16 protein-coding genes and 1 pseudogene are annotated in these 21,245 nt (G+C 67.9%); 8 read left to right on the top strand and 9 right to left on the bottom strand.

The features are described 5' to 3' along the window. Positions 1–9: 9 nt before the first annotated feature. A complete protein-coding gene (locus AC3WQZ_RS02015) occupies positions 10–834 on the bottom strand; it encodes an IclR family transcriptional regulator (RefSeq protein ID WP_492299955.1) in 825 nt (274 codons plus the stop codon). Between the two features lie 130 nt (positions 835–964). On the opposite strand from AC3WQZ_RS02015, the gene AC3WQZ_RS02010 reads away from it, so the two are divergent. The 3 genes from AC3WQZ_RS02010 to AC3WQZ_RS02000 all read left to right on the top strand — a co-directional run bounded on the left by AC3WQZ_RS02010 (position 965) and on the right by AC3WQZ_RS02000 (position 4,872). Next, complete coding sequence (locus AC3WQZ_RS02010) at positions 965–2,620, top strand: GMC family oxidoreductase (protein ID WP_010810328.1); 1,656 nt, start codon at positions 965–967, stop codon at positions 2,618–2,620. Positions 2,621–2,749: 129 nt separating this feature from the next. Then, complete coding sequence (locus AC3WQZ_RS02005; protein ID WP_010810329.1) at positions 2,750–4,078, top strand: MFS transporter; 1,329 nt, start codon at positions 2,750–2,752, stop codon at positions 4,076–4,078. 68 nt (positions 4,079–4,146) lie between these two features. Further along, on the top strand, positions 4,147–4,872 hold the full coding sequence (locus tag AC3WQZ_RS02000) for a GntR family transcriptional regulator (RefSeq protein ID WP_011617507.1): 726 nt from the start codon (positions 4,147–4,149) through the stop codon (positions 4,870–4,872). Positions 4,873–4,892: 20 nt separating this feature from the next. Here the strand turns inward: AC3WQZ_RS02000 and AC3WQZ_RS01995 are convergent, their stop codons facing one another. Then, positions 4,893–5,561: an alpha/beta hydrolase gene (locus AC3WQZ_RS01995; RefSeq protein ID WP_492299954.1), complete on the bottom strand. Its 669-nt coding sequence runs from the start codon at positions 5,559–5,561 to the stop codon at positions 4,893–4,895. Between the two features lie 446 nt (positions 5,562–6,007). Here AC3WQZ_RS01995 and AC3WQZ_RS01990 point away from each other — a divergent pair, with 446 nt between their 5' ends. Further along, positions 6,008–8,461 (top strand): DUF3772 domain-containing protein, encoded by a 2,454-nt coding sequence (locus AC3WQZ_RS01990; RefSeq protein WP_011617509.1) that lies wholly within the window; start codon positions 6,008–6,010, stop codon positions 8,459–8,461. Between the two features lie 115 nt (positions 8,462–8,576). Next, positions 8,577–8,942 (top strand): mechanosensitive ion channel protein MscS, encoded by a 366-nt coding sequence (locus AC3WQZ_RS01985; protein WP_492299952.1) that lies wholly within the window; start codon positions 8,577–8,579, stop codon positions 8,940–8,942. Positions 8,943–9,103: 161 nt separating this feature from the next. Here AC3WQZ_RS01985 and AC3WQZ_RS01980 read toward each other — a convergent pair whose 3' ends face one another. The 4 genes from AC3WQZ_RS01980 to AC3WQZ_RS01965 form a co-directional block, all read right to left on the bottom strand. Beyond that, complete coding sequence (locus AC3WQZ_RS01980) at positions 9,104–12,220, bottom strand: efflux RND transporter permease subunit (protein WP_058696507.1); 3,117 nt, start codon at positions 12,218–12,220, stop codon at positions 9,104–9,106. Positions 12,221–12,226: 6 nt separating this feature from the next. Beyond that, positions 12,227–13,387, bottom strand: a complete 1,161-nt coding sequence (locus AC3WQZ_RS01975) for an efflux RND transporter periplasmic adaptor subunit (RefSeq protein WP_058696508.1) — start codon at positions 13,385–13,387, stop codon at positions 12,227–12,229. 2 nt (positions 13,388–13,389) lie between these two features. Continuing rightward, positions 13,390–14,844 carry a TolC family protein gene (locus AC3WQZ_RS01970; RefSeq protein WP_058696509.1) on the bottom strand — a complete coding sequence of 485 codons (1,455 nt, stop codon included), beginning with the start codon at positions 14,842–14,844 and terminating at the stop codon, positions 13,390–13,392. A 215-nt stretch (positions 14,845–15,059) separates the two neighbouring features. After that, positions 15,060–15,464: a hypothetical protein gene (locus tag AC3WQZ_RS01965; RefSeq protein ID WP_010810337.1), complete on the bottom strand. Its 405-nt coding sequence runs from the start codon at positions 15,462–15,464 to the stop codon at positions 15,060–15,062. Positions 15,465–15,620: 156 nt separating this feature from the next. On the opposite strand from AC3WQZ_RS01965, the gene AC3WQZ_RS01960 reads away from it, so the two are divergent. Beyond that, positions 15,621–15,851, top strand: coding sequence for an antitoxin of toxin-antitoxin stability system (locus tag AC3WQZ_RS01960; protein WP_058696510.1), 231 nt, complete (start codon positions 15,621–15,623; stop codon positions 15,849–15,851). Further along, positions 15,844–16,199 (top strand): annotated as a pseudogene (locus AC3WQZ_RS01955) (type II toxin-antitoxin system PemK/MazF family toxin). Before AC3WQZ_RS01960 ends, AC3WQZ_RS01955 begins: the two are co-directional and overlap by 8 nt. A 139-nt stretch (positions 16,200–16,338) precedes the next feature. Here AC3WQZ_RS01955 and AC3WQZ_RS01950 read toward each other — a convergent pair. The 3 genes from AC3WQZ_RS01950 to AC3WQZ_RS01940 all read right to left on the bottom strand — a co-directional run bounded on the left by AC3WQZ_RS01950 (position 16,339) and on the right by AC3WQZ_RS01940 (position 19,900). Further along, positions 16,339–17,961, bottom strand: coding sequence for a rhodanese-related sulfurtransferase (locus AC3WQZ_RS01950; protein WP_058696511.1), 1,623 nt, complete (start codon positions 17,959–17,961; stop codon positions 16,339–16,341). Next, positions 17,958–18,575, bottom strand: a complete 618-nt coding sequence (locus AC3WQZ_RS01945; protein ID WP_010810343.1) for a cysteine dioxygenase family protein — start codon at positions 18,573–18,575, stop codon at positions 17,958–17,960. Before AC3WQZ_RS01945 ends, AC3WQZ_RS01950 begins: the two co-directional genes overlap by 4 nt. Before the next feature lie 113 nt (positions 18,576–18,688). Next, entirely contained in the window at positions 18,689–19,900 is a 1,212-nt protein-coding gene (locus AC3WQZ_RS01940) for an acyl-CoA dehydrogenase family protein (RefSeq protein WP_058696512.1), read from the bottom strand. A 228-nt stretch (positions 19,901–20,128) separates the two neighbouring features. On the opposite strand from AC3WQZ_RS01940, the gene AC3WQZ_RS01935 reads away from it, so the two are divergent. Then, positions 20,129–21,226 carry an LLM class flavin-dependent oxidoreductase gene (locus AC3WQZ_RS01935; protein WP_010810345.1) on the top strand — a complete coding sequence of 366 codons (1,098 nt, stop codon included), beginning with the start codon at positions 20,129–20,131 and terminating at the stop codon, positions 21,224–21,226. Positions 21,227–21,245 lie beyond the last annotated feature (19 nt).

The raw sequence follows: 21,245 nt of genomic DNA, 5'->3' as shown, positions 1-21,245 counted from the left end.
CGGCCCGGCTCAGTGCGCGCACAGCACCGCAGCCATCTCCCTCGCCGCGCCCTGCAGCGTCGGCACCGCCTGCAGCAGCGCCTCAAGCGAAGCCCGCGCAGTCGGCGCATGACAGGCAATCGCGGCCACCACCCGGCCTGAACCCTCTCCATCCGGCTCGCGCACCGGCACTGCCACCGCGCACATGCCGCGCACGAATTCCTCGTGGTCCACGCCGATGCCGCGCGCGCCCAGCCGGTCCAGCTCGGTGTTGAGTCCCGGCACATCGGACAGCGTGCGCGGCGTGTGCGGGGCCAGGTCCAGCCGCCTGAGCATGTGCTGGCGCTCCAGCCGGTTCATCACTGACAGGAACAGCTTGCCGCTGGCGGTGCAGTGCAGCGGCACGTGGATGCCGGGCGACAGCTGCAGGCGCAGTGGCTCGTGCGTCTCGACCCGCTCCACATAGAGGACCCGGTCGCCGTCGAGCGCGGTGAGGTTGCAGGTCTCGCCCAGGCTCGCCACCAGCCTGGCCAGGATGGCGCGGCACTCGCGCAGCATCGGCGGGCTCCTGAGGGTCTGCAGTGCCAGCGACGCGGCGCCCGGGCCGGGCACATAGCCGCGCTCGGCGGGCATGCGGACCACGAAGCCGGTGCGCTCCATGGCGGCCAGCAGGCGCATCAGTGTCGCCTTGGGCACATGCAACCGCTGCGAAAGCTGGGACAACGTCTGCGGGTGCTGCGCCCTGGCCAGGCTGGACAGCACCATCAGCACGCGCAGGCTGCGTGCTTCGTCCTCCACCGCCCCGTCTTCTGCTGCAGTGCGATTCTGAAACGGGAATTGCACGTTCTGTTTCACAACCGGCGTCTCCTCGCGATTGAGCTTTCCATTCCGGCTTTGAAAAATAAAATCCGGAACAGAATGTTTCAGATTATAGATCCAAGCCGGGTGGTTACGTGCCTGCCGGCCAAAAAAGGAGACAGCGACGATGTCGCAAACCGTTGACTACATCGTGGTAGGCGCCGGCTCGGCCGGGTGCGTGCTGGCCAACCGGCTCAGCGAAGACGGCCGCTATTCGGTCTGCCTGCTGGAGGCCGGCCCGCCCGACCGCTACCCGTGGATCCATATCCCGATCGGCTATGGCAAGACCATGTTCCACAAGCAAGTGAACTGGGGCTTCTATACGGATCCCGATCCCAACATGCTCGATCGCCGCATCTACTGGCCGCGCGGCCGCACGCTGGGCGGCAGCAGCGCCATCAACGGCCTGATCTACGTACGCGGCCAGCGCGAGGACTATGACCACTGGGAAACGCTGGGCAATCCGGGCTGGAGCTGGGACAACTGCCTGCCCTACTTCCGCAAGCTCGAGAACAACGACCTTGGCGCCGGCCCCACGCGCGGCACCGACGGCCCGCTGAACGCGACCTCGATCGACCGGCAGCATCCGCTGGTCGATGCCTTCATCGGCGCCGGCCAGGCGCTGGGCCTGCCCCGCAAGACCGACTTCAACGGTGGCGACCAGGAGGGCGTGGGCTATTACCAGCTCACCACCCGCAACGGCTGGCGCTGCTCCACCGCGGTGGCCTACCTGCGCCCGGCGCGCGGGCGCACGAACCTGCGCGTCGAGACCGATGCCCACACCACCGGGATCCTGTTCGAAGGCAAGCGTGCCGTGGGCGTGCGCTACACCCAGCATGGCCAGCCCTATATCCTGCGGGCGCGGCGCGAGGTGATCCTGTGCGCGGGCGCGCTGCAGTCGCCGCAGTTGCTGCAGCTGTCGGGCATCGGCCCGGCGCCGTTGCTGCAGGACCTGGGCGTACCGGTGGTGCATGCCCTGCCGGGCGTGGGCGAGAACCTGCAGGACCATCTGCAGGTGCGACTGATCTACGAGGTGGCCAAGCCGATCACCACCAACGACCAGCTGCGCTCGCTGACGGGCAAGGCGCGCATGGGCCTGGAATGGCTGCTGATGCGCAAGGGGCCGCTGGCGATCGGCATCAACCAGGGCGCGATGTTCTGCCGCGCACTGCCGCAGGAAAGCGCCACGCCGGACACGCAGTTCCATTTCTCGACCCTGTCCGCCGACATGGCGGGCGGCACGGTGCATCCCTTCTCCGGCTGCACCTATTCGGTATGCCAGTTGCGGCCCGAGTCGCGCGGCACGGTGCGGATCCGCTCGACCGATCCGTATGAGCCGCCGTCGATGCAGCCCAACTACCTGTCGGCCGAGCTGGACCGGCGCTGCACCGTGGCAGCGGTGCGCTACGCCCGGCGCGTGGCGCAGGCCGAACCGATGCGCGGCCTGATGAAGCGCGAGTTCCGGCCGGGCGACGAGGTGCGCAGCGACGACGAGATCCTGCATTTCTGCCGCGAGTACGGTGCCACCATCTTCCATCCGTCGGGCACCGCGAAAATGGGGCCCGCCGCCGATCCATTGGCAGTGGTCGATGCGCGCCTGCGCGTGCATGGCGTGGGCGGGCTGCGCGTGGTGGACTGCTCGGTGATGCCTACGCTGGTCTCGGGCAACACCAACGTGCCGGTGGTGATGATGGCCGAGCGCGCGGCCGACTTCATCCGCGAAGACGCACGGCGGGAAGTGCATCCCGTCGACGTGGCAACCAAGATGGCAGCAGCCGCCTGAGCGGCCTGCGCCAATCCTGATTGCGAACAACCAAGGCCAGGCATCCATAACAAGGCCAAACCCTGCAGTGCATCCGGCGTCCATAACCATCCTTCCAGAGGACGCCGCCCATCACCAGAGGAGACAAGCATGACAAGCCCCAACGAACAGGCGATCCGCAAGGTCGCGCTGGCGTCCGTGATCGGCGCCACCATCGAATGGTATGACTTCTTCCTGTACGGCGTGGTCGCCGGCCTGGTCTTCAACAAGCTGTACTTCCCCGGCAATGACCCGCTGGTGGCCACCATGCTGGCCTACACCACCTTTGCGGTGGGCTTTGTCACGCGGCCGCTGGGCGGCGTGATCTTCGGGCACTTTGGCGACAAGGTCGGCCGCAAGAGCATGCTGGTGATCACGCTGATGATCATGGGCGTGTCCACCTTCCTGATCGGGCTGGTGCCGACCTATGACAGCATCGGCATCCTGGCGCCGATCCTGTTGCTGCTGTTGCGCGTGCTGCAGGGCATCGGCCTGGGTGGCGAATGGGGCGGCGCGGTGCTGATGGCCTATGAGTACGCACCGCCGGGCAAACGGGGCTTCTATGCGTCGCTGCCGCAGATCGGGCTGGCGATCGGACTGTGCCTGGCATCCGGCGTGGTGGCGCTGCTGTCGCTGACCCTGACCGATGCGCAGTTTCTGGCGTGGGGCTGGCGCGTGGCCTTCCTGATCTCGGCGGGGATGGTGTTCGTGGGCATGTATATCCGCCTCAACGTCAAGGAGACACCTGAATTCGCCGTGATCAAGCAGCGCAATGCCGAGACCCAGATTCCCTTTGTCGACATGATGCGGCGCTACCCGGGCAATATCCTCAAGGGCATGGGCGCACGCTATATCGACGGGGTCTTCTTCAACATCTTCGGCGTGTTCTCGATCACCTACCTGACCCAGACCATCAATATCAGCCGGACTGAAGCGCTGGTCGGCGTAATGGCGGCGGCCATTGCGATGTGCTTCTTCATTCCGTTCTTCGGCCACCTGTCCGACCGCATCGGCCGCACCCGCGTGTATTTCTGGGGCTCGCTGATCACGGCGCTGTCCGCCTTCCCGGCGTTCTGGCTGATGCTGAACAGCGGCGGCAACACCATGCTGCTGTGGCTGTCCATCGTGGTGCCGTTCGGCATCCTCTACGCCGCGGTCTACGGCCCGGAAGCTGCGCTGTTCTGCGAGCTGTTCGATGCCAGGGTGCGATACACCGGGATCTCGTTCGTCTACCAGTTCTCGGGAATCTTCGCCTCCGGCATCACGCCCATCATCGCCACGGCACTGCTCAAGTCGGGCGGCGGCAAGCCCTGGCAGATCTGCGCCTACGTTGCCTTTGCGGGGGTGGTGTCGGCGTTGTCGGTGGCGCTGATCGGACGGGGCGAAGGCTCCCAGGCGCCGCGTGAAAACGGCATGCCGCTGCGCGGTCCGGCGCGATAGGCGAGGAGCGGGCCGCCGCCCGCCAGCAATGTCTTAGAATGGCGCAACGCCAATGACAGGGACATTGCATGCAAACTCCGGACGGCACCGGTGCAGCCGCCGCCCCGCTCCTGCCCAGGGTCGTGCGCCAGCGGCTGCACGACACCGTGGTCGACCACCTGCGCAACTTTATCGTCGAGGGGGTGCTGCCGCCGGGCATGAAGCTCAATGAGCGCGAGCTGTGTGAAACGCTGGGCATCTCGCGCACGCCGCTGCGCGAGGCGCTGAAGGTGCTGGCCGCCGAGGGGCTGATCGAGATCTCGCCCAACCGCGGCGCGAGCGTGTCACGGATGAGCGAGGCCGAGGCCTGGGAAGCCTTCGAGCTGATGAGCGGCCTGGAGGCGTTTGCCGGGGAGCTGGCGTGCGAGCGCATCACGCCGCCGGAGCTGGCCGAGATCAAGGCGCTGCACTACGCCATGCTGGCCTGCCGCGCGCAGAACGACCTGCCCGGCTACTACGCCCGCAACCAGGAGATCCACGACCGCATCGCCGGTGCCGCGCGCAACCAGACGCTGCAGCAGACCTACCTGACGCTCAACCGGCGGCTCAAGGCGATGCGTTTCCGCTCCAACCACCAGACCGACAAATGGGACCGCGCCGTGCACGATCACGAAGAGATGATCCACGCGCTGGAAGCCCGCGACGGCAAGCGGCTGGCGGCCATCCTGCGCCAGCACTTGCTGGAGAAGCGCGCCGCGCTGATGCAGATCCATCCCGACCCGATCGGCGGCGCACCGGCGATGCCGAACGCCTGAGGCCTGGCGCCCTTAAGCCGTCAGGCGGCCGCCCCGGCCTCGGGACGATCCAGGTAGCCGCCGACGATACGGACCAGCAGCGGCAGCTTGCCGGTAAAGAAGTGGTCCGCCCCCGGCACCACTACCACGGGCAGCCCCTGCGGGCGCGCCCAGTCGAACAGCGCGCCGAGTTCCGCGCGCTCGTCACGCTCGCCGTGGACCACCAGGCAATCAGCGGGAACGGCCGGCGTGTCATAGCTGCGGTGCGCCTTGACGGTGCCGTAAGGCGTGCCGGCAAGCACCAGGTGGCGGATCGGCACGGACCGCGCCGCCAGCGTGGCGGCGGTATTGGCCATGACGAACGCACCAAAGGAAAAGCCGGCCAGTGCCAGCGGCAGGCCGGGATGGGCCTCGCGCAGATGGGCGACCACGGCGAGCATGTCCTGCGCCTCGCCGCTGCCCTGGTCATGCTGCCCCGCGGACCCCTCGACCCCGCGGAAATTCGGCCGCACGGTCAGGAAGCCGCGTGCCACCAGCGCCTTGGCCAACTGGTGCGGCACCTTGTGCGTGGCCGAGCCGCCCAGCAGCGGATGCGGATGCGCGACCACGGCGATGCCTCGCGGCGCGCCGGCGGGACGGTCCACCAACATTTCGATCTGCCCGGCCTCGCCGCCGAGCTGCGCCTTTTCCGTGCCTGACGGAACAGCCATGCCATCTCCTGGTAATGAAATGGGCCGCCTGCGGCCCGAAAGACCGTGATGGTAATGCGATTCCCGCAGACCACGCGCCACCGCGCGCGTATCCGTATCAAAATGTCACCCCGTGCGCTATCCGACACAAGGAACGGCTGGGTGGCGTATCCGCTTTCGTATAATTTCGCGAACCGCGGCAAGGCCGTTTTTCGTGTCCTCTGGTCCCGCCGCCATCGGTCAGCACGTCCCGTGTCCCGCACACCGGCCTGCCAGGCAGCCCGCCGCGCTTCGTGCCCTGACCAGACTTCGCTGAAGGGAGCGCCAGCGAGCGGCTCCCTTCCCGTGTTCATTGCCGGTGCTCCGGCCGTTCCCGCATCCCATCGCCGCCGCACCCGACGCGTGCCAGCGCGATGCCGTTGCCGATGCCGGGGCCGCCGCAAGTCACCATCCGACGAGATTCCGCCATGAGCAAAGTTTCACGGCTCGCACTGGGCCTTGCGCTCGCTGCGCTATGCCACCTGACGCCGGCCGCACTGGCCGCCCCGGCATCAGAAGCGGCTTCCGAGGCCGGCGCCCAGCAGGCGCCCGCCATCAGCCACGGCGAGGCCGCCGCCGAACTCAAGCGCCTGCAGACCGAGCAGGACCGCATCAAGCAGCAGGCCTCCGACCCGGAAGGCAACACCAGGCTGCATGAACTCGAAGAAACGCTGCAGAAGCTCGATGCCGACGTCGACAAGCTGTCTTCGGCGCTGACGCCGCAGCGGGCGCAGCTGCAGGCGCAGCTGGACGTGCTGGGCCCGCCACCGGCGGCCGCCACCACCAAGGAAGCGCCGGCGGTGGTCAGGCAGCGCGCCGATCTGAATGCGCGCCGTGCCCAGCTTGACGCACAACTCAAGCAGGCAGGAGAGAGCAAGGCGAACATCGCCAACCTGAGCGACCAGCTGGCGCGGCTGCAGCGCGGTCAGATGAAGGACCAGCTCGCGCTGCGCTCCGAGAGCATCCTGAACCCGCAGTTCTGGAAGCCGCTGGTCAGCCCGACACAGGAAGACCAGGCGCGCCTGGCCACCTTTACCGACCAGGTGGTGCCGATGGCGCAACTGGCCTGGCAGCCGTCACAGCGCGCCGCCACCATCGCCTTGCTGTTGCTGGCCCTGGCGGTATGGACCCTGGGCCGGCGCCTGGCGGAACGGGCACTGGCGTGGTTCTGCCTGCACAAGCTGCCGGAGACGCGCCTGCGCCGCAGCGCCCTGGCACTGTCCACCACGCTGGCCACCGTGTGCACCACCGGGCTGGCGGTGCAGCTGGTCTACAACGCCTTCACGCGCAGCTATGAACTGCCGCCGGACCTGGTCGAGCTGTACGGCCAGCTGCTCAAGCTGACGCTGACCAGCGCGCTGATCGCGGGCCTGGGGCGCGCGCTGCTGTGCACGCGCCATCCCTCCTGGCGCCTGCCGGCGCTGGCCGATCCGGTGGCGCTGGCGATGAAGCCGTTCCCCGCCGTGCTGGCCGGCCTGTTGCTGCTGGCCGGCACGCTCGAGCAGCTGAACCGCATTGCCGATACCAGCGTGCAGGTCACGCTGCTGGGACGCGGGCTGGTCTCGCTGGTGGTGGTGCTGACCATCGGCGCCGCGCTGCTGCGCGCCAACCGCGTGCGCAACCTGCTGGCGGCCGCCGGCGAGCGGCCCGAGGCGCGCGCCACGCTGGCGGGCATGATCCACGCCGGCGTGTCGGTCATCGTGCTGGTGTCGGTGGTGGCGCTGCTGGCCGGCTACATCAGCTTTGCGCGCTTCCTGACCTACGAGCTGGTCTGGTTCGACATCGTGCTGTGCAGCCTGTACCTGCTGACCCAGGTCACGCGCGACGTCTGCGAAAGCCTGCTCTCGACCAACTACGCCAGCGGCCGTGTCATCAAGCAGCTGTTCGGCGTGGACGATTCGCACCTGGAGCAGGCCTCCACCATCCTGTCAGGCATCGGCGCCAGCGTGCTGCTGCTGGTGGCGGTGCTGGCGCTGCTGACCGGCGGCTTCGGCACCACACCCGCGGACCTGCTCAACAGCCTGGTAATGGTGCTGGGCGGCGAGAAGCTGCACAGCCTCAACATCATGCCCGACCGCATCCTGAATGCGCTGGTCGCTCTCGGGGTCGGCATCTGGCTGCTGCGCTCGGTGCGGCGCTGGCTCGATGGAGAACTGCTGCCCAAGGTCTGCAAGGAGCCGGGCCTGCGCGCCTCGCTGATTACGCTGTACAGCAATGTCGGCTACGTGTTGCTGGTGCTGCTGGTGCTGTCGCTGCTGGGCGTGCGCTGGGACAACCTGGCGTGGATCGTCAGCGCGCTGTCGGTGGGTATCGGCTTCGGCCTGCAGGAGATCGTGAAGAACTTCGTCTCCGGCCTGATCCTGCTGACCGAGCGTCCGGTCAAGGTGGGCGACATGGTCAGCATTGCCGGCGTGGAGGGCGATATCCGCCGCATCAACGTGCGCGCTACCGAAATCCAGCTGGGCGACCGCTCCACCGTGATCGTGCCCAACTCGCAGCTGATCTCGCAGAACCTGCGCAACGTGACCATGAGCAACAGCACCCAGGGAGTGGCGTCGCTGCAACTTACCTTCCCCCTGAATACCGACCCCGAACAGCTGCGCGACCTGCTGCTGGACGTCTACCGCGAGAACGAGAGCATCCTGGACGTGCCGGCACCCTCGGTCATGTTCAGCCAGCTGGCGCCCAACGGCATCACGCTGTCGGTGACGGGCTATGTCGGCAGCCCGCGCATCGCCGCCAACACGCGCAGCGACCTGTTGTTCGAAATCCTCAAGCGCCTGCGCGCCGCGGACATCTCGCTGTCGGTGCCGCAATCGCTGCGGCTGGAAAACATGCCGCCATTCGGGCAGGAGCCCGAGCGCGCGCTGGCCGCCGGCTGACCGGCATTAAAGCAGCCGTTACAACCCTAACAAGTCGCCGGCCGCGCAGAAACACCTTGAGGGGCGCTTTGCGTGCATCATGAATGCACACAAGCTGCATCAGAAGGAGTCCGATATGCGCCCCTCCACCCGAATCGTTTCAGCGGTTGCCCTGAGCGTGGCGCTGGTGGCAGCCGGCCCGGCATCCGCGCGCGGCCGCCACCACCACGGCGGCGGCTCGAATGCCGGAGCGGTGCTGGCTGTCGGCGCGCTGGTCGGCCTGGCCTTTGGCGCGGCCCTGGCCTCGACGCCGGTCATGGCGGCACCGCCCCCCGTCACGTACGCACCGGCTCCGGTGACCTACGCGCCGGCTCCCGTCTCATACGCACCGCCGGCAGCGCCGCCGGGGTATTGCTACCGCGACTACGACCGTGCCTATGTGCCTTGCGGCCCGCAGCCGTCGGGGTATTACGAACAGCAGCAGCCGTATTACGGCTATTGAATAAGGCGGCTGTGCAAAAAAGAAACGCCCCATGCCAAGCATGGGGCGTTTGTCTTGTAACGGCTGGCAAGCGCGCAGGGTTCTGAATGACCACTTGCGTGCTCCCTCTCCCGCTTGCGGGAGAGGGAGCAAACCAGCGGGACTTGAAGGTCTGTGCTGCCTTACACCGGCACATCCCTGGTCGGATCCGGCTTGCGATCGTCAAACCAGCGATACAGCGTAGGCACCATCACCAGCGTCAGCAGCGTCGACGTAATCAGCCCGCCGATCACCACCACCGCCAGCGGACGCTGCACTTCCGAGCCCGGCCCCGTCGAGAACAGGAACGGCACCAGGCCCAGCATCGCAATGGTCGCGGTCATCATCACCGGGCGGAAACGCTGGGTCGCGCCCTGCACCACCGCTTCATCGAGCGACAAACCCGAGTCGCGCAGCGTGCGGATATACGACACCAGCACCACCCCGTTCAGCACCGCCATGCCCCACAGCGCGATAAAGCCCACCGAGGCCGGCACCGACAGGTATTCGCCGGTGACGAACAGCCCGATGATGCCGCCGATGGAGGCAAACGGCAGCACCGTGATGATCAGCGTGGCAAAGCGCAGCGAGTTGAACAGCAGGAACAGCAGGAAGAAGATCGCGGCGATGGTCACCGGCACGATGATCTTCAGGTGGCCCATGGCGCGTTCCATGTTCTGGAACTGGCCGCCCCACTCCAGGTAGTAGCCTTCGGGCAACTTCACCTTGGCGTCGGTGGCCTGCTGCAGCTCGGCCACGAAGCCGCCGAGGTCGCGGTCCTTCACGTTGATCATCACCACCACGCGGCGCTTGGCCATTTCGCGGCTGATCTGGGCCGGACCGTCGTTGACCTCGATCTTGGCCACGCTCTGCAGCGGCACCTGGGTGCCGTTGGGGGTGGACACCAGCAGCTGGCGGATGGCCTGCTCGTTGTTGCGGAACTCCTCCGGCAGGCGCACCGCCGCGGCAAAGCGGCGCTCGCCTTCGAAGATGTCCGTGGCACGCTTGCCGCCGATGGCAATCTCGATCACGTCATGGATGTCGGACACGTTCAGCCCGTAGCGCGCAATCGCCTGGCGGTCGATCTCGATCGACAGGTACTGCTGCCCCGACACGCGCTCGATGCGGATATCCTGCGAGCCCTGGATGCCGCCGGCCACGCGCGAAATCTCGCCCGCCAGCTCGCGCAGCTTGTCCAGGTCGTCGCCGAACACCTTCACCGCCACGTCAGAACGCACGCCGCTGACCATTTCGTCGACACGGTCCGAGATCGGCTGCGCCATCACGATCTGCACGCCGGGAATGGCCTTGAGCTTTTCGCGGATGGCGTTGGCGATATCGTCCTGGGTCCAGCCGTCGGGCCACTCGCCGCGGTCCTTCAGGCTGGCGATCGGAGTCGACTCGTTCTGGCCCTGCGGGTCGGCCGGACTTTCGCCGCGGCCCACGCCGGACACCACCGACTTCACGCCCGGCACGCTCAGCACCAGCTTGTTGGCTTCCTTCTCCAGCTTGATCGACTCTTCCAGCGAGATGTTGGGCACGCGATCGATCGCGGGCACGATCGAGCCTTCCTTCATCTCCGGAATGAACGAGGTGCCCAGCAGCGGCACGATCGCCACCGTGGCAACGAAGGCCGCCACCGCGCAGATCACCGTCTTGCGGCTGTTGCCCAGCGCCCAGTGCAGCAGGCGCAGGTAGTGGCGCTTCATGAAGGCGATCACATGCGTGTCGTGCTCGGCGCCGCCCTTGAGCAGGTACGACGACAGCACCGGCGACAGCGTCAGCGACAGGAACAGCGAGATCGCCAGCGCGATCGAGATGGTGAACGCCAGCGGCGCGAACATCTTGCCTTCCATGCCCGACAGCGTCATCAGCGGCAGGAACACCAGGATGATGATGCCCACGCCCACGATCACCGGCGTGGCCACCTCCTGCACGGCCTTGACCAGGATCTCGGTCTTGGTGAGGCCCGGCTCCTTGTGGCCGAGCCGCTCGAACGCGTTCTCGACCACCACCACCGAGCCGTCCACCATCAGGCCGATGGCGATGGCCAGCCCCCCCAGCGACATCAGGTTGGCCGACAGGCCCACCTCGTTCATCACCATGAAGGTCAGCAAGGGCGTCAATACCAGCGTGGCCAGCACGATCACCGACGAGCGCACGTCGCCCAGGAACAGGAACAGCACGATCACCACCAGCACCACGCCTTCCAGCAGCACCTTGGTCACGGTCCACAGTGCGGAGTCGACCAGTTCGCTGCGGTCGTAGTACGGCACGATCTGCAGCTTGCCCGGCAGCATGCCGCGCTCGTTGATCTCGGCCACGCGCGCCTTCACGCGGCTGACCACCTCCTTGGCATTGCCGCCGCGCATCATCATGACGATGCCGCCGACCGCCTCGGTCTGGCCGTTCTTGACCAGCGCGCCCTGGCGCACCTCATGCCCGATGGTGACGTTGGCCACGTCGCGCAGGTACACCGGCGTGCCGTTGATCTCCTTGAGCACGATGCTGCCCAGGTCATCCACGCCGCGGGCCAGGCCCACGCCGCGGATCAGGTACTGCTCGGCATAATGCGGCAGCACGCCGCCGCCGGAGTTGGCGTTGTTGCGCGCCAGCGCCTCATACACCTGCTGGGTCGAGATCTGGTAGTGGCGCATGCGTTCCGGGTTGACCAGCGCCTGGTACTGGCGCACGTAGCCGCCCTGCGAGTTGATCTCGGCCACGCCCGGAATCGAGCGCAGCAGCGGGCGCACCACCCAGTCCTGGGCGATGCGGCGCTCGGCCAGCTCTTCCTGCGTCAGTTCGCGGTTGCCGTCGTCGGCACGGTCCAGCGTGTACTGGTAGACCTCGCCCAGGCCGGTGGAAACCGGGCCCAGCACCGGCGACACGCCTTCCGGCATGCGCCCGCCCACTTCGATCAGGCGCTCCATCACCAGCTGGCGGGCAAAGTACACGTCAGTGGCGTCGGTAAACACCAGCGTGATCAGCGACAGGCCCGCCTTGTTCAGCGAGCGCATCTCTTCCAGGCCGGGCAGGCCGGTCATGGCCATTTCCACCGGCACGGTGACAAAACGCTCGACTTCCTCGGGCGAGCGGCCCGCGGCTTCGGTGGCGATCTGCACCTGCACGTTGGTGACATCGGGGAAAGCATCCACCGACAGCTTGGTGGCAGCGCGCAGGCCGAAGAAGAACAGCACCACGGCAATCACGCACACCACCAGCCGCTGCTTGATGGCGGCTTCGACTAGGGATTTCATCATGGCCGATTACCCTTGCTCGAGGCGCTTGCGCTCGTTGTCGAGATGGAAGGCACCATCGACCACGATGCGGTCGCCGGCCTTCACACCGTTCTGCACCACGCGCATGCCGTCGCTCTCGGCGCCCAGCTTGACCTTGGTGAGGCGGTACTTGTTGCCCGGCATCTCGACATAGACCAGCTCGTCGTTGCCGTCGCGAACCACCGAGGCGGCCGGGATCACCAGCTGGTCGACCGGCTTGCCGGCGATCAGCATGCTGGCCAGCATGGCAGGCTTGAGGCGGCCTTCGCGGTTCTCCAGCTCGGTGCGGACCAGCACCGTGCGCGACTGCGGGTTGACCGTGCGGCCGACGTAGATCAGCTTGCCGGTGATGCTCTTGCTGCCCGCACCGTTGCCAAGCGAAGGCACCTCGATGTCGACGCTCTGCCCTTCGGCCACCTGGGCGGCCTGCTGCTCGGGTACCTCGGCCACCACCCACACGCGCGACAGGTCGGCCACGGTGTAGAGCGCATCGGCCGGCTGCACCACCTGTCCTTGCGCCACGTTGCGCTCGACCACGGTGCCGCTGATGCTGGAAAACACCGGCGAATGCGAGTTGATGCTGCCGCTCCTGGCCAGCTCGGCGATCGATGCCTGCGACATGCCCAGCACGCGCAACTGGTCGCGGTAGGCGCGCATCTCGGCCGAGGCAATCGCCAGTTCGCTCTCGCGGCGCTGCAGCTCGCCGCGGCCGATCACGTCGGCGGCAAACAGCTGGCGCGCGCGCTCGGCGTTGCGCCCCTGCAGCTCGGTCTGGGCCTCGCTCTTCAGGAAGGCCATCTGCGCCGCGCCCAGCTCGCTGCTGTGCAGGCGCGCCAGCACCTGGCCGGCCTTCACTTCCTGGCCCAGGGTGGCATAGAGGTCGGTCACGCGGCCGGTCACGCTGGCGCCGATGCGGGCCACGCGTTGCTCGTCGAAGTCGACGCGGCCGGCCACGCGCAGCATCTCGCTGAACGGGGAAGTAGCCACCGGCGCCACCTTCAGCCCCTTCTGCAGGTTGCCCTCGGGCTGGATCACGCCAGGCGGCAGCTTGGGCGCTTCGGCGACGGGTTCAGGTTTGTCGGAGCAGGCCGCCAGGCTGAACGTCAGGACAGCAGCGGCCGTCAGAGAAAGCAGGAAATTGGGGCGCATGGTTATTTCTGTTCGATGGTGGAGGTCGGCTGCAGGCCCGGCGCTGCGGTAGCGCCCGGGGCGGTCGACATGAGCTTTTCGATCTGGATGGCGGCCACCTGGAGGTCGTACTGGGCGGCAATCAGGTCATTGCGCGCGCCGCGCAGCACGCGCTGGGCATCGAGGTAGTCCAGGATGCCGCGCTCGCCGAAGCGGTAGGCGGACTCGGCCACGCCCAGCGCCGACTCGGCCTCGCGCACGATGCCGGACTCGAGCGCCGTCACCTGGGCCTGGTTGATCTCGTACTGGCGGTAGGCGGCTTCCAGCTCCTGCGTCAGCTCGAACTCGCGCGCTTCCAGGGCGCTGCGCGCCTGCGTGGCCTGCGCCGTGGCCTCGCCCACCGGGCCGCTGCGGCGGTCCCACAGCGGAATGGTCAGGACCAGCCCGATCTGCGAGACGTTGTTGTCAGGCTGGCGGTCGGTGCTGGCGCGCACCGCTACCTCGGGCCAGCGCAGCGACTTCTGGTAGTTCACGCCCAGCTGCGCGCGCTCCAGCTCCATGCGGCGCTGGACCAGCTCGGCATTGCTGGCGGTCATGGTGTCGCGCAGCACCGGCAGCGGCGGCACGTCGGGCGACTGGCCCAGGGTGCCGGCCAGCGCAAACTGGCCCGGCATGGCACCGCCCACCTGCTGGCGCAGCGCTGCCTTGGCCTGGTTGACACGCAGCCCGGCAGTCTGCTGGCTCTTCTGCGAGGCCAGCAGTTCGGTTTCGGCCTTGATCAGTTCATAGCGCGGCGCCTCGCCCACCTCCACGCGCAGGCGCGCCCGCGAATGGATCTGGCGCATCATCGCCAGGTCTTCCTCGGCGGCATGCAGCTCGCTCTCGCGGCGCAGCACGTCGTAGTAGGCAGTCTTCACGCGGGCGGCCAGGTCGGCCCGGAAGCCTTGCCGCATGGCCTGCGACGACTCCAGCCCGCGGGTGGCCATGGCCTCGCGCAGACTGCGCTGGTGCGGGTAGTCCAGCTTCTGCACCACGGCGTAGCTGGGCGCATTGCCGCTGGTCACGCCTGGCTGCTTGCCGGACAAGCGGCCGTACATCACTTCCACCTGCGGGTTGGGATAGGCACGTGCGCTGCTGATTGCCGCGCTGGCGGCATCGACACCGGCCTCGGCGGCGGCCACGCCCTTGTTGGTGGACTGGGCCAGCTCGAGCAGTTGGGGCAGCGAGTAGGCGGGTCCCGCCTGGGCGCCGGCCGCTGCGGCGGATGCGGGCTTCGGCACCGCCGCAGCCGCCAGGATGGCGGAGCCCGGCATGGGTGCGGCAGCAGGTTTGGTCAGGGGCGCGGGGGCGGCTGGCGCGGCACCGGCCGCGTCCGTTGGCTTCGGGGACACCCCGCCTTGTGCGCCGGCATGGGTCGGTGCAGCGGCGAGCGCGATCAGTGAAAGCGACGCGATCAGGGTCAGCTTGGTTGTTGTCATGAGTCGGGAAAGCAAGCAATACGGCTGCCTGTCGCCATGCTGCCGCCCGCCCCGGGCGAGCGGTCGCTTGGACGCGATCACGGCAGGACGCACAACGGCAGCGGCTTGCCCGCGCGGTCAGGCAACAGGCAGGCTGGCGATATCAGGCAAGGGGGCGCGGCCCGCGGCACGGAGGCGGCATGCTGCAGCGCGTGCGGTGCGGGCGCAGGAAACGCTCAGGCGCGGGAAATGGGTGGCCGGAAGAAGGCCGAAGGCGGCGGCTCGGCGCGGCCAGGCGGATGCTGGGCGACATCGCCGGAGGGCAGCAGCAGCTTCACTGGCGGCAAGGCAATCAGGGCACTGGATTCCTCGATCTCGTCGAGCAGGTCGAGGGGGTCGAGCAGGTCCGCCGACCAGATATTGCAATACCCGGGGGGCGGGTCGTCGCAGATATCGTCGTCATGCAAGCCGTCGTCGCCGGGCACGATGATGCGGCCCAGGTCGTCGACAGGCTGTGCCGCCGCCAGGTCCACCAGGTCAACGCTGGCCTGCGCCTGCAGCGCCGCGCGCGCGTCCGCCACTGCTCCGAAGGAGAGCAGCGACAGGCACATGGCAGTCAGCAGCAGGAACAACAGTCGCATTGAATCGGGGGCATTGACGGCATCCGCCGGCCGTCCCCAGTCGGGGGCCTGGCCGGCAGGATGCTGCAGGACAGCATTGTAACTGAACGATTACGATTGACAGGGAATCGTTACGTTCGTTCCCTTGCTGTAGAGAGATCGGGCGCCTGAAAGGGCTTGCAAGGAACGACCTTGTCCTTCCGCGCCGGCGAAGAACTGGCCGACCAGACTCGCGCGCTGGCAAAGGCATCGGGACAAAAAACCTCCGACTACATCCGCGACGCCGTGCGCGAGAAGAACGAACGGGAAATAGCCTCCCGTATCGCCGTGCTTTCCCGCAAGCTCTCGGCAAAGCACCTGGCCGCCAGCGAGGAAATGGACGCATCGGCCGGAGACGGGCTTGACTGAGCTGAAACGCGGGCAGATCTGGCAGGTCGACCTCAACCCACAGACCCATCGGGAAGAGCCGGCCAAGCGCAACCGGCCGGCGCTGGTCATCCAGACGGATTTGCTCAACGACGCCGGCCACCCGACCACGATCATCGTGCCGGGCACATCACAAATCGAGCGCGAGGATTGCTTTCCGTTGCGGGTCGCGCTGGGCAAGCTGCCTGGCCTGGCCTATGAGACGGACCTGCTGATCGATCAGGTCCGAGCGGTGTCCAATCGCCGGTTCATCGGCGGCCGGTCGCGAGATTGGGGACTGATTACATGAGTGAAGTGGAGGAGGCATTGCGACTCCTCCTTAAGCTTTGAGCTCCCTTTCGCCTCTGCACCACTGCATATCATGCAGTGACAGTGCATGATATGCAGCGATGGATGGGGAGGCAGCCATGCACAACTGGCTGCAAGAGCACTACCCGGGCATGCTCAAAACATGACCTGCCACCGCGCCCTACGCCACCCTGAACCCATGCGTCCCGTCGCGCTCCAGTTGCGCGATCAGGCCGAACTCCCAGTCCAGGTAGCCCTGCATCGCCTCGCGCGGGTTGTCAGTGCCCTCATACGGCCGGCGGTAGCGGTCAGTGCGTTCCGAGGCCAGGCGCGTTTCCCCGCTTTCCAGCGGCAGCCCCGCTGCAATCCACGCCTGGGTGCCGCCTTCCAGCACCAGCACTTCCGCATCCGTCAGGCGCTGCAGGTCGGCCGCGGCAAAGCGCGCCAGCAGGCTCGATCCGCAGGTGAGCACGTAGCGCCTGGGCTGCGGGATGCGCGGCAGCGCGTCCGCAAGCTGCGCGCGAATGACGAAGTAGGCGCCGGGAATATGGCGCTTGACGTAGTTGGCGCTGGTGGTGAAGTCGAGGACAGCGGTGCTGCCGTCGCCTGCGTCAATCCATTTGGCCAGTTCGGCTGCAGTGACGGTCGATACCGGCGCTGACGCCGGCACCGGTGCGCTGACCGCGCCGGTTTCGCTACGTTCCGCCGCTGTCGCCGGTTCCACCACCCAGACGTCCCAGCCCATCTGCGCCAGCCATGAGCCGGTCATGCTGGCGCGCACGTCGTCATCATCCGCCAGCACGATGCGCGCACCGCGCACCGGAGCGGAATGATCGGTCTCCTGCACCAGCTGGCCGCCCGGCGCGTTGACAAAGCCCGGCAGGTGGCTGTCTGCGAATTCCTCAGGCGTGCGCACGTCGAAGCGGTACACAGTGCGCCCGGGCTGCTGCAGCGTTTCGATCTGGGCCAGCGCAATGCGGCGAACGCCGGCCCGGTCGGCGATCTCGCGCGCGCCACGGCGGGCACTGTCGCGGTTGGCATCGCTGACCGCGGCGGGCGCGCGGCGGCTGGCGCCATGGTCCAGTTGCTGGCCAGCCAGGGTCCAGCCGATGGTGCCGTTGCGCAGCGCCGCCACCGGGTTGGGAATGCCCGCGTTGACCAGCGACTGGGTGCCGATGATGCTGCGCGTGCGCCCGGCGCAGTTGACGATCACACGCGTGTTCGGATCGGGCGCCAGCTCGCGCACGCGCAGCACCAGTTCGGCGCCCGGCACGCTGGTCGCCGTGGGAATGCTCATGGTCTGGTACTCGTCGAAGCGGCGCGCATCGACGATCACCACATCGGCCTTGGTGTCGATCAATGCCTGCACTTCCTCGGCGGCAAGCGACGGCGTGTGGCGCCTGGCTTCGACGACTTCGCCGAACGACTTGCTCGGCACGTTGACGTCGCGGAACACCTCGCCGCCGCCGTCGATCCAGGCACGCAGTCCGCCTTCCAGCAGATGCACGCGCGTATAGCCCAGCTCGCGCAGCACGGCCGCGGCGCGTGGCGCCAGGTCGGTGCCGGCGTATTCGCCGTAGACGACGATCAGCGTGTCGCGGCGCGGGATACGCGCCCACGCTTCGATCTCAAGCTTCGACAGCGGGAAGTTGGCCGCCCACAGCGGGTGTTCCTGCGCGAAGGGGTCTTCCTCGCGCACATCGATCAGTGCGACTTCGTCGTGGTTGAGCAGGGCCTTGCGCACGTCCTCGGGCGAATAGGTCGGGAAAACCGATGCAGCTTGCGTAGCAGTAATCTTGGTCATGACTGGGCAACCTCGCGGGAGCGGTCCCACAGGTTGGGCAGGGTCTGGTTGGAATAGCCGGAGATAAAGGGCTTGCGCGTGCCATCCTCGGCATAGACCGAACGGCGCACCGCGCCGATATTGGCGCCGTAGACGTGGATGCTGACCGAGACGCGGTCGTCATGCACGTTGTTGACACGGTGGATATCGCCGACCGTGGGCGACACGGCCTCGACCTGCCCGGGCAGCAGGCGCACGGCGTCGCCATGCGGCACGGGCCGGCCGCCGGCGTCGAGCACGAATGGCTGCGAGTCTTCCGCGCCGCGCAGCATGCCGATCAGGCCCCATACGGTGTGGTCGTGGATGGGCGTGCGCTGGCCCGGTCCCCAGACAAAGCTGACGACCGAGAAGCGTTCGGCGGAATCGCAATGCAGCAGGTGCTGCTGGTAGTACTCGGGATGCGGCTGGGCCCAGGCATCGGGCAGCCAGTCGTCGCGCGCAACCAGCCTTGCCAGCAGCGCCCCGCCTTCGCGCAGGATGCGGGGCTCGTCCGGCTGCTGGTCCAGCAGCGCGGCCAGGCCGGTGATGAAGTCGCGCAGCGGCGCGAGCGGGTTGGGGGTGGGGGTGCTGCCCATGGGAATGACTCCGGAGTGTCTCGTTCTGGTTTGCCGGCGCGGCGGGCGCCTGCGCTGCGGCCCTCCGCGGGGCGGTGCTGCTGCAAACATAGCACGGCCAGGCAGGCCCGCGCTTACAGGCCAAGCTGCGCCCGCCCGGCGGCGACCAGGATGGAATCGTTCTGCGGCGTATGGATGCGGCTGCACAGCACGTCGCGGTAGTGGCGCTCCAGCGGGTTGTTCCGGCTCAAGCCGTGGTTGCCGGAGAGCTGCAGTGCCAGTTCCACCGCGCGGATCGCATTGCCGGTCACCGTGTACTTGAGCAGCCCGCTGTCGGCCGGCGTGGGCGCCTCGCCCGCGTCGGTGCGCGCGGCGGCATCGTCCAGCAACACCTGATTGGCCCGCAGCAACGCGGCGATCTCGCCGATGGCTTCCTGAACGCGCGGCAGCGTGGCCAGCGGTGCGCCCAGGCTGCCGGGCGCGCGCTCGCGAACGAAATCGCCGATCCATGCGGCGGCAGCGCGTGCCACCGCGTCATAGAGGCTGCCCAGCAGCACGATCATCCAGCCCTGCTGGTCGGCGTTGGCGTCGATGTCGGCCTGGCTGGCACCGGTCGGCGCCCATGCTGACGGCGGGCGGATATCGACCGCGTGGTCAGGGGGGATCCAGACGTTGTCGAGCACGGTCTCATGGCTGCCTGAAGCGCGCAGGCCAAGGTGGTTCCAGTTTTCGACGATGCGCACGCCCGCGATGCCGGCCGCCGGTCCGGGCACCAGGAACACGCCCACGCGCGGCTGAGGCTCATCGGTGCGCGCCCAGACCGCCAGCCAGCGCAGCGCCGGGATGCCGGTGCTGTACAGCTTGCGCCCGCTGATGCGCCAGCCGTCGGCCACGCGCGTGGCCACCGTGGCCGGCAGGCCGCCGCGTGCCGGCGATCCCAGTTCCGGTTCCACCCGCAGCGCGTTGATCAGCGCACCGTCCTGCACCGCACTGGCAAAGACCTGGTCGCGCACGGTCTGTGGCCAGTGCGAATCGGCGCGGGCGATCGCGCGGTGCTGCAGGTAGGTCATGGTCAGCACCAGCGCGGTTGCGGCATCGCCGCCCGCCACCGCGGCCACGATGCGGCGCGCCTGCGCCAGGCCTGCCCCGCCGCCGCCCTGCGCGTGCGGCACCACCTGCGCAACCAGGCCATTGGCGTGCAACTGCGCAAAGTTGTCGTGCGGAAAGCTGGCAGCGGCATCGTGCGCGCCGGCACTGGCGGCAAAGCGCGCGCAGAGCCCGGCCAGCACCTCGCCAAGGCGCGCTTCGCTGCTGGGCAGCCTGCGCAGGGTGGACGTTAATGACATGGAAAAAGACTCCGGGAAGGACAACGACGAGGCGCGCTGCCGGCGCGCGGCCCGCACCGAATGCCGCCTAGCGTAGCGCCGGCACCGCATTACGAAAACGACGCTTATTGAATATGGACCGTCGTTTTTATTCGTTAGCGAGCGCGCGCGCCTGTCGTACTTTCTGCCTCAGCCCAACACCATCCGGGCGGTCACGCTGCCGCCCTCACCGAATACAGGAGAACGCGCATGAGCGTCGATTTCATCGGCATGATCCAGAGCCAGAAGCAGTCCGAGATCCATCCGCCGTCAGGCCCGGTGATCGATCGCGACTATGTGCGCGCGTTTGCCCAGGCCCACGAGCAGGCCGGCTTCGACCGCATCCTGGTGCCGCACCATTCCACCGGCCCGTCGGCCACGCTGACCATCGCCTACGCGGCCAGCGTGACCGAGCGCATCCATTTCATGCTGGCGCACCGCCCCGGCTTTACCGCGCCGACGCTGGCCGCGCGCCAGATTGCCACGCTCGACCAGTTCAGCGGCGGCCGCCTCGGGGTGCATTTCATCTCGGGCGGCTCGGACAGCGAGCAGCAGCGCGACGGCGACTTCCTCGACCATGACCAGCGTTATGCGCGCACCGACGAGTACCTGCACATCCTGCGCCGCATCTGGACCGAGCCCGCGCCGTTCGACCATGAAGGCCGGTTCTACCGCTTTACCCAAGGCTTCTCGGAGGTCAAGCCCGCGCAGCAGCCGCATGTGCCGATCTATTTCGGCGGCGCCTCGGAAGCGGCGCTGGCCGTCGCCGGCAAGCATGCCGACGTCTACGCGCTGTGGGGCGAGTCGCTCGAGCAGGTGCGCGAGCTGACCGGCCGCGTGCGTGCCGAAGCCGCGCAGCACGGCCGCACGGTGCGCTTCTCGGTGTCGTTCCGCCCGGTGCTGGCCGAGACCGAAGAAAAAGCCTGGGCCCGCGCCGACAGCATCCTGGAGCACACCCGCGCCCTGCGCGTGCAGGCCGGCTACAGCCGCGGCGGCCCGCAACAGAGCGAAGGCGCACGGCGCCTGCTCGCTGCAGCCGACCAAGGCGACCGGGTCGACCAGCGCCTGTGGACCGCGATCGCGCGCGAGACCGGCGGGCGCTCCAACTCCACCGGGCTGATCGGCACGCCGGAGCAGGTGGCGCAGGCCCTGCTCGCGTACTACGAACTGGGCGTCACCACCTTCCTGATCCGCGGCTTCGATCCGCTGGAAGACGCCATCGACTATGGCCGCGAGCTGATCCCGCGCGTGCGCGAGCTGGTGGCGCAGCACGATGCCACGCAGCAGGCGGAGCGCAAGGCCGCCTGATGGCCTCGCCACACCACAC

It is taken from the genome of Cupriavidus sp. FW305-26 (genome assembly GCF_058787975.1).
The sequence above is the reverse complement of the archived record's forward strand: the minus strand, read 5'-3'. Positions and strand labels throughout refer to the sequence as shown.

Bases quoted from the DNA above. Each gene is read 5' to 3' on its own strand.
- AC3WQZ_RS01940 (WP_058696512.1), bottom strand. From the start codon at position 19,900: ATGTCATTAACGTCCACCCTGCGCAGGCTGCCCAGCAGCGAAGCGCGC.
- AC3WQZ_RS01995 (WP_492299954.1), bottom strand. From the start codon at position 5,561: ATGGCTGTTCCGTCAGGCACGGAAAAGGCGCAGCTCGGCGGCGAGGCC.
- AC3WQZ_RS01935 (WP_010810345.1), top strand. From the start codon at position 20,129: ATGAGCGTCGATTTCATCGGCATGATCCAGAGCCAGAAGCAGTCCGAG.
- AC3WQZ_RS02005 (WP_010810329.1), top strand. From the start codon at position 2,750: ATGACAAGCCCCAACGAACAGGCGATCCGCAAGGTCGCGCTGGCGTCC.
- AC3WQZ_RS01965 (WP_010810337.1), bottom strand. From the start codon at position 15,464: ATGCGACTGTTGTTCCTGCTGCTGACTGCCATGTGCCTGTCGCTGCTC.
- AC3WQZ_RS01990 (WP_011617509.1), top strand. From the start codon at position 6,008: ATGAGCAAAGTTTCACGGCTCGCACTGGGCCTTGCGCTCGCTGCGCTA.
- AC3WQZ_RS01950 (WP_058696511.1), bottom strand. From the start codon at position 17,961: ATGACCAAGATTACTGCTACGCAAGCTGCATCGGTTTTCCCGACCTAT.
- AC3WQZ_RS01985 (WP_492299952.1), top strand. From the start codon at position 8,577: ATGCGCCCCTCCACCCGAATCGTTTCAGCGGTTGCCCTGAGCGTGGCG.
- AC3WQZ_RS01975 (WP_058696508.1), bottom strand. From the start codon at position 13,387: ATGCGCCCCAATTTCCTGCTTTCTCTGACGGCCGCTGCTGTCCTGACG.
- AC3WQZ_RS01980 (WP_058696507.1), bottom strand. From the start codon at position 12,220: ATGATGAAATCCCTAGTCGAAGCCGCCATCAAGCAGCGGCTGGTGGTG.
- AC3WQZ_RS01945 (WP_010810343.1), bottom strand. From the start codon at position 18,575: ATGGGCAGCACCCCCACCCCCAACCCGCTCGCGCCGCTGCGCGACTTC.
- AC3WQZ_RS02000 (WP_011617507.1), top strand. From the start codon at position 4,147: ATGCAAACTCCGGACGGCACCGGTGCAGCCGCCGCCCCGCTCCTGCCC.
- AC3WQZ_RS01970 (WP_058696509.1), bottom strand. From the start codon at position 14,844: ATGACAACAACCAAGCTGACCCTGATCGCGTCGCTTTCACTGATCGCG.
- AC3WQZ_RS02010 (WP_010810328.1), top strand. From the start codon at position 965: ATGTCGCAAACCGTTGACTACATCGTGGTAGGCGCCGGCTCGGCCGGG.